Source organism: Actinomarinicola tropica, assembly GCF_009650215.1.
Classification (GTDB): domain Bacteria; phylum Actinomycetota; class Acidimicrobiia; order Acidimicrobiales; family SKKL01; genus Actinomarinicola; species Actinomarinicola tropica.
Genome location: NZ_CP045851.1, coordinates 199,214 through 209,734 on the forward strand (window position 1 = coordinate 199,214; position 10,521 = coordinate 209,734).

The 10,521-nt window shown below is 71.4% G+C and carries 13 protein-coding genes; 12 read left to right on the forward strand and 1 reads right to left on the reverse strand.

Annotated features, from left to right (window positions below; translation table 11 throughout):
* Nucleotides 1-197: 197 nt before the first annotated feature.
* Together hemB and hemL are read left to right on the forward strand one after the other, a co-directional pair.
* Nucleotides 198-1,193, forward strand: a complete 996-nt coding sequence (gene hemB, locus GH723_RS00960; RefSeq protein ID WP_153757898.1) for a porphobilinogen synthase — start codon at nucleotides 198-200, stop codon at nucleotides 1,191-1,193.
* Complete coding sequence (gene hemL / locus GH723_RS00965) at nucleotides 1,190-2,455, forward strand: glutamate-1-semialdehyde 2,1-aminomutase (RefSeq protein WP_153757899.1); 1,266 nt, start codon at nucleotides 1,190-1,192, stop codon at nucleotides 2,453-2,455. Before hemB ends, hemL begins: the two co-directional genes overlap by 4 nt.
* Nucleotides 2,456-2,543: 88 nt before the next feature.
* Here the strand turns inward: hemL and GH723_RS00970 are convergent, their stop codons facing one another.
* Entirely contained in the window at nucleotides 2,544-3,317 is a 774-nt protein-coding gene (locus GH723_RS00970; RefSeq protein WP_153757900.1) for a c-type cytochrome, read from the reverse strand.
* A 256-nt stretch (nucleotides 3,318-3,573) separates the two neighbouring features.
* On the opposite strand from GH723_RS00970, the gene GH723_RS00975 reads away from it, so the two are divergent.
* The 10 genes from GH723_RS00975 to GH723_RS01020 are packed head-to-tail and all read left to right on the forward strand — an operon-like array spanning nucleotide 3,574 to nucleotide 10,392.
* A complete protein-coding gene (locus GH723_RS00975) occupies nucleotides 3,574-3,999 on the forward strand; it encodes a hypothetical protein (protein WP_153757901.1) in 426 nt (141 codons plus the stop codon).
* 1 nt (nucleotide 4,000) lies between these two features.
* The gene (locus GH723_RS00980; protein ID WP_153757902.1) at nucleotides 4,001-4,417 is read left to right on the forward strand and encodes a DUF362 domain-containing protein; all 417 of its coding nucleotides are present in this window, start codon (nucleotides 4,001-4,003) and stop codon (nucleotides 4,415-4,417) included.
* Between the two features lie 45 nt (nucleotides 4,418-4,462).
* Nucleotides 4,463-5,212, forward strand: a complete 750-nt coding sequence (gene extP, locus GH723_RS00985; RefSeq protein ID WP_153757903.1) for a selenite/tellurite reduction operon b-type cytochrome ExtP — start codon at nucleotides 4,463-4,465, stop codon at nucleotides 5,210-5,212.
* A 21-nt stretch (nucleotides 5,213-5,233) separates the two neighbouring features.
* Entirely contained in the window at nucleotides 5,234-6,046 is an 813-nt protein-coding gene (locus GH723_RS00990) for a cytochrome b family protein (RefSeq protein ID WP_153757904.1), read from the forward strand.
* Between the two features lie 13 nt (nucleotides 6,047-6,059).
* A complete protein-coding gene (locus GH723_RS00995; protein ID WP_153757905.1) occupies nucleotides 6,060-6,923 on the forward strand; it encodes a ubiquinol-cytochrome c reductase iron-sulfur subunit in 864 nt (287 codons plus the stop codon).
* An 18-nt stretch (nucleotides 6,924-6,941) separates the two neighbouring features.
* Nucleotides 6,942-7,991 carry a c-type cytochrome gene (locus GH723_RS01000; RefSeq protein ID WP_195210449.1) on the forward strand — a complete coding sequence of 350 codons (1,050 nt, stop codon included), beginning with the start codon at nucleotides 6,942-6,944 and terminating at the stop codon, nucleotides 7,989-7,991.
* Nucleotides 7,992-8,792, forward strand: a complete 801-nt coding sequence (locus GH723_RS01005) for a hypothetical protein (RefSeq protein WP_153757907.1) — start codon at nucleotides 7,992-7,994, stop codon at nucleotides 8,790-8,792.
* 4 nt (nucleotides 8,793-8,796) lie between these two features.
* Nucleotides 8,797-9,252 carry an NADH-quinone oxidoreductase subunit A gene (locus tag GH723_RS01010; RefSeq protein ID WP_153757908.1) on the forward strand — a complete coding sequence of 152 codons (456 nt, stop codon included), beginning with the start codon at nucleotides 8,797-8,799 and terminating at the stop codon, nucleotides 9,250-9,252.
* Nucleotides 9,252-9,836 (forward strand): NADH-quinone oxidoreductase subunit B, encoded by a 585-nt coding sequence (locus GH723_RS01015; RefSeq protein WP_153757909.1) that lies wholly within the window; start codon nucleotides 9,252-9,254, stop codon nucleotides 9,834-9,836. The genes GH723_RS01010 and GH723_RS01015 overlap by 1 nt, the downstream gene beginning before the upstream one ends.
* A 1-nt stretch (nucleotide 9,837) precedes the next feature.
* Nucleotides 9,838-10,392 carry an NADH-quinone oxidoreductase subunit C gene (locus GH723_RS01020; protein WP_229022949.1) on the forward strand — a complete coding sequence of 185 codons (555 nt, stop codon included), beginning with the start codon at nucleotides 9,838-9,840 and terminating at the stop codon, nucleotides 10,390-10,392.
* Nucleotides 10,393-10,521: the final 129 nt, after the last annotated feature.

Here is a 10,521-nt window from a genome sequence, read left to right on the forward strand (position 1 = left end):
CGTCCCGTCGGCACCGCCTCGTCGGCCGTGCCTCGCGGGGGCGATCGCGCCAGCGGGTTGGCGACATCGCCCCCGCGGATCGGTCGCGGGGGTGATCGCGCCAGCGGGTTGGCGACATCGCCCCCGCGAGCACTCATCCGCGGCGGGTGGAGGAGCCCGGGGTGGCGCGCCGGGGCGGGCCCGTAGGATCGGACGCCATGAGCTTCCCCCAGCGCCGACTCCGCCGGTTGCGCCGCACGCCGGCGATCCGCCGTCTCGTGGCCGAGACCCGCCTGTCGGTCGACGACCTCGTCGCCCCGCTCTTCGTGCGGGAGGGCATCTCCGAGCCGCAGCCGATCGGCTCGCTCCCCGGCGTGGTGCAGCACACGGTGGCGTCGCTGCGCACCGAGGTCCGCGAGCTGAGGGACCTCGGCATCCCCGCCGTCATCCTCTTCGGCGTCCCCGCCGAGAAGGACGCCACCGGCAGCGGCGCCTGCGACCCGCACGGCATCGTCCAGGTCGCGCTCCAGGAGCTGCGCGACGAGGTGGGCGACGACGTCGTGCTGATGGCCGACCTGTGCATCGACGAGTACACCGACCACGGCCACTGCGGCGTGCTCACCGCCGACGGCGAGGTCGACAACGACGCCACGCTCGAGATCTACGCCGAGGCGGCGGTCGCCCAGGCCGACGCCGGCGCCGACGTGGTGGCCCCGAGCGGGATGATGGACGGCCAGGTGATGGTCATCCGTGACGCCCTCGACGACGCCGAGCACGAGCAGGTCTCGATCCTCGCCTACGCCGCCAAGTACGCGTCCGGCCTCTACGGCCCGTTCCGCGACGCGGTCGACGTCACGATCGCCGGCGGCGGCGACCGCAAGGGCTACCAGCAGGACCCGCGCAACGCCCGTGAGGCGATGGAGGAGATCCGCGCCGACATCGGCGAGGGCGCCGACATGGTGATGGTGAAGCCGGCCGTCACCTACCTCGACCTCATCGCCCGGGCGCGGGCCGAGGTCGACGTGCCGATCGCCGCCTACCACGTGTCGGGGGAGTACTCGATGATCAAGGCCGCAGCCGAGCGGGGGTGGATCGACGGTCCCGCCGTCGCCCTCGAGCAGATCACCGCGGTGAAGCGGGCCGGCGCCGACATCGTGCTCACCTACTTCGCCCGCGAGCTGGCCGAGGGGTTCCGCGACGGGGTGATCGGGTGACGACCAACGACGAGCTCTTCGCTCGAGGCCAGGCGGTCATCCCCGGCGGCGTGAACTCGCCGGTGCGCGCGTTCGGATCCGTCGGCGGCACGCCGTACTTCGTCGCCCGGGGCGAGGGCGCCCACGTCGTCGACGTCGAGGGCCGCCGCTACGTGGACTACGTGCAGAGCTACGGCGCCTCGATCCTCGGACACGCCCACCCGGCGGTCGTCGCCGCGGTCCAGGCCGCGGCGGCCGAGGGCTCCACCTTCGGGGCCCCGACCGAGCGCGAGGTCCTGCTCGCCGAGGAGCTCGTCGCCCGGGTGCCGGGCATGGAGATGGTGCGCCTGGTGTCGAGCGGCACCGAGGCGACGATGTCCGCCATCCGCCTGGCCCGTGGCGCCACCGGTCGCAGGACGATCGTGAAGTTCGCCGGCAACTACCACGGCCACGCCGACGCCCTCCTCGTCGCCGGCGGCAGCAGCGTCGCCGAGCAGGCGACGTCCGACTCGGCCGGGGTCACCTCCGGCGCCGTCGCCGACACCGTCGTCGCCCCCTACAACGAGGTGCCGCCCCTCGACGAGGACGTCGCGGTCGTCATCGTCGAGCCGGTCGCCGCCAACATGGGCCTCGTCCCGCCGGCCGACGGGTTCCTCCAGGGCCTGCGCGACGCGTGCGACGCCGTCGGCGCCCTCCTGATGTTCGACGAGGTCATCACCGGCTTCCGCCTCGGCGTCGGGGGCGCCACCGAGCGGTTCGGCGTGGCGCCCGACCTCTGGGCCTTCGGCAAGGTGATCGGCGGCGGGCTGCCCGTCGGCGCGTTCGGCGGCCGGCGCGACGTGATGGAGCGTCTGGCTCCCCTCGGGCCCGTGTACCAGGCCGGCACCCTCTCGGGGAACCCGCTCGCCACCGCGGCCGGTCTCACGGTGCTGCGCGAGCTGGACGCCGACGCCTACGAGCGCCTCGACGGCATCGCCGGCCGGTTGGCGGACGGGCTCACGAGCGCGATCGGCGGGGCGGGCCTCGACGTGCAGGTCCCTCGTGTGGGGCCGCTCGTCGGCCTCTTCTTCGGCGCCGACCCGGTCACCGACTTCGTCACCGCCAAGGTCAGCGCCGAGACGGGCACCTACCGGCGGTTCTTCCGGGCGATGCTCGATCGGGGGGTCGCCCTGGCGCCCGGGCCGTACGAGGCGCTGTTCCCGAGCCTCGCCCACACCGACGAGGACGTCGACCGCACCGTCACCGCCGCGGCCGAAGCCGCCACCGAGATCGCCCGCGCCTGACCGAGCCACCCGGCGAGGCCAGGACGCGGAACGGCCCCCGCCTCGGAGGAGGCAGGGGCCGTCGCGACGATCGGTGGGGCGGGTGCGGCTACTCGCCGGCCGCGACGCCCTCGAGCTCGAGCTCGGGGAGCGGGCCCTCCTCGGGCAGCTCCTCGCCGCTGGCCTCGAGCGCCTCGATGTACGCGAGCAGCTCGGACTCCTCGGGCAGCTCGCCGCCGAACTCGACGCGGGTGTAGAGCACGACCTCGAGCAGCTCGAGCCGGCTGAGCGCCCCGCCGTAGGCCTGCCCCTGCGGGGGCATGTTGCCGAAGCTGCCGCCGACGTGGGCGCCGCCCGGGCGGTCGGGGTCGCCGTACACCTCGCCCTGGAAGCCGGCGGTGCCCTGGGCGACGAACTCCACCTGATCGCGCCAGTCCGGGAAGGTGAGGAGGACCTCGCCGCCGCTCAGCTGGCGGCCGGTGGCGCCACCGCCGGTGGGACCGTGGCAGCCGGCGCAGCTGGCGTAGAGCTCCTCGCCCGCCGTGAGGGGCCCGCCCTCGACCGGCGGTTGCTCGAGCGTGCCGACGTAGACGGGGATCCAGAAGATGAGGCCGGCGAGCACGGGCACGGCCCACACGGGGATGCGCTTCCGGCGCTGGGCGGCCTCGATGTAGTGGGGGACCGGCTCGGGTGCCGCCGGTTCGGGCTCGACGGCGGCGGCCGCGGCGGGTGCCGGGGTGGCGGCGGCCGCGGGCTCGACGGCCGAGCTCTCGGCGGCCGCGGGGGCGGCGGACTCACCCGCGCCCTCATCGCCGCCACCGAGCCCGAGGGCGGCGCGGCGGTCGCGTGAGCGCTTCAGCAGGTGCTCGGGAATCTCGGTCAACAGGTCCTCCGCAGGCGATCGTTCCCGGCGGCGCGCCCACGGCGACGCGACCGGTCGGCGCCACTCTACGCGGATGCGCGACCCGCCAGCCAAGCCGGCGAGACCCCCGTCCCCGGCGCCTCCGAGGCGGTGCACAGGGGCGATGCGCCGATGTGCTTCCCGCGAACCCCCCGTGCTAGACCGTCCGGTGCCCTACAGGTTGACCCTGCCCGCACGGCTAGGGTTGTGAGTGGTTTCACGAGGAGGTGTCCGCCCGGTGGTTGCGTTCGTGGTCTCGATCCTGATCGCGGTGGTGTTGACGGCGGCGATCTTCCCCTACATGAAGCGCCGGCCGGTCGGCACGCCGCTCACCTGGGGCGAGGCGATGTTCGCCGCGGTCTACGTCTTCTTCATCCTGTTCTGGATCTACGGCGTCGTCCCCCACCAGTGGCTGATGCTCGCCGACAACGAGTGGGGCTGGCGCCCCGACGCCCTCGTGCTCGGCCCGGGCAGCGAGACCGCCACCTGGCTGCCCCTCACCTTCACCAAGGAGACCTTCCGCGACCTCATCGCGGTGGTCATCTACGGCATCGCCCTCGTCGCCAACGTCGTCGTATGGATGATGTGGCAGAACCGGGGCAAGACCACGGCGCCCGAGGTCGAGACCTCCCGCTACGGCCGTCCTCTCGTGAAGGGAGCCTGACGTGGCCAAGACCGACGCCAACCCGCCGATGCCGGTCTTCCGGGACGACTACGTCCTCCAGGAGGTCGACGCCGCCTGGCTCTCGAAGGCCGTCAAGCCGAAGCAGTTCATCCACATCGACCAGTCCGAGTGCATCATGTGCGAGGGCTGCGTCGACATCTGCCCGTGGAAGTGCATCCACATGGTGCAGACCTCGGCGATCGACGAGGCCGTCGGCACCGAGCTGCCCGGCACCGACCCGAGCGACCACGTGATCTTCACCATCGACGACGACGTGTGCACCCGCTGCGCGCTGTGCGTCGACCGGTGCCCGACCGGGGTCATCATCCTCGGTCGCATCGGTGACCCCGACCCCAACGGCGATCCCCACCAGCGCACCAACACCCATGGCTACGGCTACGGGATGCGGCTGGGCTGAGCGACACGGAACGAGTGAGGGAGTAACCGCCCAGTGGCGACCTCGATGCAGGACAAGGTGACCGAGCTGACCGACCGGGTCCAGGGTTCCCAGGCGTGGAACTCGATCTTCCGGCCCGGGTCGATCTTCCGGAAGGGCTACTCGGACAGCCCCAGGAACCGGTCCTACGTGATCATGAACAGCGTGCTGTACCACCTCCACCCGGTGAAGGTGAAGCGGCACGCGGTCAAGGTGAGCTACACGCTCTGCCTCGGCGGCCTCAGCTTCTTCCTCTTCATCCTGCTGACGGTCACCGGCATCTTCCTGATGTTCTTCTACCGCCCCGAGGCGGCCCAGGCCTGGGACGACATGTACGCCCTCCAGACCTCGGTCACCTTCGGCCTGCTCGTGCGGAACATGCACCGGTGGGGCGCCCACCTGATGGTGCTCTCGGTGTTCCTCCACATGGCGCGGGTCTTCTACCACGGGGCCTACAAGCCGCCGCGGGAGTTCAACTGGGTGATCGGCGTGATCCTCCTCACGCTCACCCTGCTGCTGTCCTTCACCGGCTACCTGCTCCCGTGGGACCAGCTCGCCCTCTGGGCGGTCACCGTGGGCACGAACATGATGGGCTACACGCCGGTGTTCGGTGACCAGGTCCGCTTCGTGCTCCTCGGCGGCGCCGAGATCGGATCGGACACCCTCGTGCGGTGGTACGTGCTGCACGTGCTGATGCTGCCGTTCGTGATCGTCATCTTCATGGCGATCCACTTCTGGCGGGTGCGCAAGGACGGAGGCATCTCGGGCCCGCTCTAGGCCGTCCGGGAGAGAGAGTCGATGACAGAGATCCCCGAGCACCTTCGCAAGCGGGCCGAGGAGGCCCGCAAGAAGGCCGAAGCCAAGAAGGCCGGTGGTGGCGACGCTGCGCCGGCCGCCGAGGGCGCGCCCGCCGACGCCGGCGCGGCCCCCGCGGCGTCGGCCGGTGACAGCCGCATCCCCGCCCACCTGCTCGAGCGCAGCCGGGCCGCCAAGGAGCGCGCCGCCGGTGGTGGCGCTGCAGGCGGCGGCGCGGTCGCGACGGCCGAGGCCCCGGCCGCCGGCGCAGGCGGCGGTGGCGTGGCCACGGCGCCGGCTCCGGTCGCCACCGGTCCCGGCGGGCACACCCAGCGCCTCCTCACCGTCGTCAAGTCCGGCTCCATCCAGGACGTCAAGGCCACCCCGCAGGACAAGGTCCACACCTGGCCCCACCTGCTGGCGGTCGAGTTCGTCGCCGCCCTGGCCCTCACGGCCTTCCTCTTCGTCTTCTCGGTGTTCGTCAACGCCCCGCTGCTCACGCTGGCGAACCCGAACCAGACGCCGAACCCCTCCAAGGCCCCGTGGTACTTCCTCGGCCTCCAGGAGCTCCTCGCCATGTTCCACCCGATGGTGGCCGGCGTGACCATCCCCGGTGTCGGCATCTTCTTGCTGATCCTCGCCCCCTACATCGACCAGAACCCGAGCAACAAGCCGGAGGACCGCAAGTTCGCGGTCTCCATCTTCACCATGTTCCTCATGTTCTGGGCGGTTCTCACCATGATCGGCTCATTCTTCCGAGGCCCGGGCTTCAACTTCGTGTTCCCGTGGTCCGAAGGCCTCTTCTTCGAGCTGTGATCGGAGGCTCCCGATGAACCCAGCCATCGTCATCGCCATCGTTGCCCTCGTCGTCCTCGCCGGCGTCGGTGTCATCGCCGCCGCCCGGCGTCGCGACACCGACCTCGCGGTCGGCGAGCTGTCCCGGGAGACGCTCAGGCGCGACCGCGACCGCCAGCGGCGCACCCGCGACGCCGAGACCTCGGCCGAGGTGGCGCGCGGCCGCAGCTACGAGACCGCCGCCACCGCCCCCTCGACCGAGATCGAGAAGGTCGAGTCCGCCCCGCCGGTGGCATGGACGCCGCCGGACGACGAGATGGTCGGCGTCAGCCGCCGGCAGTTCTTCAACCGCAGCATCGTCGGCTTCATGATCCTCGGCATCTCCGGCTTCGGCACCGCCGCCATCTCCTTCCTGTGGCCGTCGGGCAGCGGCGGCTTCGGCTCCCGCATCAACTTCGGCAACGTCGACGAGCTCAAGTCCGAGATCCAGGCGAACAACGGCTTCCTCTACCGGCCCGAGGGTCGCCTGTGGATCACCGAGTACCCGGCGTCGGCCCTCCCCAAGGCCGAGTCCGTCTACTCGCCGCCCGAGCTCGCCGGCATGGAGGCCGGGCTGATCGCCCTCTGGCAGACCTGCCCGCACCTCGGTTGCCGCGTCCCCGAGTGCGCCACCTCGCAGTGGTTCGAGTGCGGCTGCCACGGCTCGCAGTACAACCAGGTCGGCGAGTACAAGGGCGGCCCCGCCCCTCGCGGCATGGACCGGTTCGCCATGGCCGTCGAGGGCGGCAACTTCGTCGTCGACACCGGCACGATCATCCAGGGCCCGCCGCTCGGCACGAACACCACCGGCCAGGAGGCCGAGGGCCCGAACTGCGTCGGCGCCGCGGGCGGCCACTGATCAATGGAGAAGCTGAACGTGCTCGAACCTGTCGCGGGAGCGGTGCTGGCCAACACCCAGCGCACCGTGGGCATGGTCATCGTCGTGCTGCTCGCCGTCGGCGGCGTGGTGCTGCTGTGGTTCAACAGCCGCGCCGCCCGGCCCGAGCTCGGTAGCGAGATCGAGCTCGCACCGAACCGCAAGGCGTATTACCCCGACGAGGAGCTCGAGGGGCGGGTCCTCGACCGCGTCCTGCTCATGGCCCTCGCCCTCATCGCGCTGATCGCCGTCGGCCTCCCGCTCTACGCCCTGGCCGAGCCGGGCCGCCAGGAGAACGCCATCCGCTACTTCGAGAGCGACACCGGCGTGTTCGCCAACCGCGGCGCCGGCCTGTACGCCCCGTCGGAGGCCGGTGGCCTCGGCTGCGCCGACTGCCACGGCGCCAACGGCGGCGGCGGCGTCCGGAGCCACATCCTGCTCGACTCCGACGGCGAGTTCGTGGCCCAGGTCCAGTGGCAGGCGCCGGCGCTCAACTCGGTCACCCTGCGCTACGACGACGACGAGATCCGCGACATCCTCAACTACGGCCGGCCCGGCACGCCGATGGCCGCGTGGGGCACGCCGGGTGGCGGTCCGCTGACCACCCAGCAGGTCGACAACCTCGTCGACTACCTCCACGTCATCGCCGTCGAGCCCGAGGAGCTCCAGGCCCAGGTCACCGCGGAGATCGACCGGTCCCTCGAGGAGGGCGAGTTCGCCAGCCTCGGCGAGGCGGTCTTCAACTACGGGCAGTTCAGCGGCGCCGACTCCGGCACCTACTCCTGCGCCCGTTGCCACACGATGGGCTGGTCCTACGGCGATCCGCAGGCGTCCGGCGGTGGCGGCACCATCGGCTTCTCGCTGCGGGACGGCGCGACGTTGCGTCGCTTCCCCTCGGCAGAGGAGCACGCGCAGTTCATCGCCGACGGTTCCGAGTTCGGCATCGGCTACGGCGTGAACGGACAGGGGAGCGGTCGCATGCCCGGCTTCGGCCAGACGCTGACCCCGCAGCAGATCGAGGCAGTCGTCGAGTACGAGCGGGGGTTGTAGGTGTCCGATCTGTTCGAGCTCACCATCGCGGCGATCTCGTGGGAGCCGCAGATCCGCGGCATGCTCGCGGTCCTCATCGGCTTCGTCGTCCTCTGCGGCTCGGTCTACCTGCTGCTCGCCACCAACAGCGGCGTGCGCACCGGCCTGCTCCTCGCCATCGCCGGCCTCTTCGGCTGGATGTCCATCATGGGCATCATCTGGTGGATGTACGGCATCGGCTGGGTGGGCGACGCCCCGTCGTGGCAGGCGTCCGAGATCAACTGGGGCGAACCCGAGCGGGCCGTCACCGAGGTGCTCCAGGAGGATCCCTCGCTCGAGGACTGGGAGCTGATCGCCCAGGACGACCCGGCCTTCGGCGAGCTCCAGGCCGCGGCCACCGACACCCTCACCGAGGCCGGCTCCTTCGAGTCGCCCGCCGACTTCATCATCCTCGACGCCCACGAGACGGGCGGGAAGCCCGATCGCGAGAGCGACAGCGTCGTCGATCGGGTCACGAACCGCGTCACCAACACCCTGCGCATCACCCACCCCACCCACTACGCGGTGGTGCGGGTCCAGCAGGTCATCGACCAGGGCGAGCCCGGTCCCGGCGAGGCGCCGCCCACGCCCGAGGCCGACACCACCCAGCCCGTGGTCCACCTCGTCCTCATCCGCGACATCGGCAACCTCCGCCTCCTCCCCGCGGTGTTCACGTTCTTCTCCATGGTGGTGTTCGGCATCACCGCCAACGCGCTGCACCGCCGGGACAAGATGGAGGCCGAGAACCGGGCGCGGACCGAACCCGTGACCGCGGGGGTCTGACGCGGTGGGTCAGTACCTGCCGCTCGTCGCCATCGGGGTCCTGGCGGCCCTGTTCGGGTTCGTCAACGTGTTCATGTCGCGGATGCTCAACCCGCCGCGTCCCTACCCGGCGCAGGAGTCCCCCTACGAGAGCGGCATCGTCCCCCAGCGGGACACGCCCGAGCGCTTCCCGGTCCGCTTCTACCTGATCGCCATGATCTTCGTGGTGTTCGACATCGAGGTCGTGTTCCTGTACCCGTTCGCCACGGTCTTCCGGGAGCTCTCGCTGTTCGGCATCGTCGCCATCGTGATCTTCGCCGCCGCGGTGTTCGAGTCGTTCGTGTACCTGCTCAGCAAGGGCGCCCTCGACTGGGGCCCGCTGCGGGTCGAGAAGGCGTCGGAGGTCGTCGACCCGGGCAGGACCTCCACCAGCACGATCCGCAAGGTCGGCCTCGACGGTCGGACCACGGAGGTGGCGTGATGGCCACGGCCGGAAGGTTCCGCGAGCAAGGGCTCGCCGGGCTCCAGCACAACTTCATCACCGGCAAGCTCGAGGACCTCATCCAGTGGTCCCGGGCCCGCAGCTCCTGGCCGGCCCAGTTCGGCCTGGCGTGCTGCGCCATCGAGATGATGGCCGCCGGCGGTCCGCACTACGACCTCGCCCGCTACGGCATGGAGGTCTTCCGGGCCTCCCCCCGCCAGGCCGACGTGATGATCGTCGCCGGGCGGGTGTCGCAGAAGATGGCGCCGGTCCTTCGTCAGATCTACGACCAGATGCTCGAGCCCAAGTGGGTCATCTCGATGGGCGTGTGCGCCTCGAGCGGCGGCATGTTCAACAACTACGCCATCGTGCAGGGCGTCGACCAGGTCGTGCCGGTCGACGTCTACGCCCCGGGCTGCCCACCCGGGCCCGAGACCTTGATGCACGCCATCCTCACGATGCACGGCCAGATCCAGAGCGGCGAGATCTTCCGCCGCCGCGAGGAGTCCGGCGCCGGCGCGGGGATCCACGTCGACCAGCGCGACGGCCAGGCCGACGCCGCCGTCAGCCTCGGGAGGCGCTGACGTGACCGACGAGAACCTCACCACCGACGACACCGATCCCGACGAGCCCACCGACACCGCGGAGGACGACCCGGGCCCCGAGCTGCTCCACGGCGTCCCGGTCACCCGGCCGCGAGGCGAGACCGTCCTGCACCCGAGCCGCGAGGAGTACCACGACCTCGTGGCCGCGCTGCTCGACGAGGGCTACCTCATGTGCATCGACGTCACCGCCGCCGACTACCTCCGGCACCCCGGACGCACCGACCTCCCCGCCGGCGTCGAGCCGCAGCGCTTCGAGCTGGTGGTGGGGCTCATCAACAACGTCGAGCAGGCCCGGATCCGCCTGCGGGTCCAGGTGCCCGAGGATGACCCGACCGTCCCCACCCTCTTCGACCTCCACCCGGGCACCGAGGCCCTCGAGCGCGAGGTCTTCGACATGTTCGGGATCACCTTCGAGGGCCACCCCGACCTCACCCGCATCCTCATGCCCGAGGACTGGGAGGGCCACCCGCTGCGCCGCGACTACGCCGTCGGGCGCATCCCCGTGCAGTTCAAGGGCGCACCGGCGCCCCGCTGAGCGTCACCGCGCTCCGTCCCGACCCCTGACCCCACCGGACCTCATGAGCACCACCGACATCCCACGCGGACTCGACCAGGGCGCCCAGGAGCTGCTCGCGCGCGGCCGGACCAGCGCCATCGAGGAGCT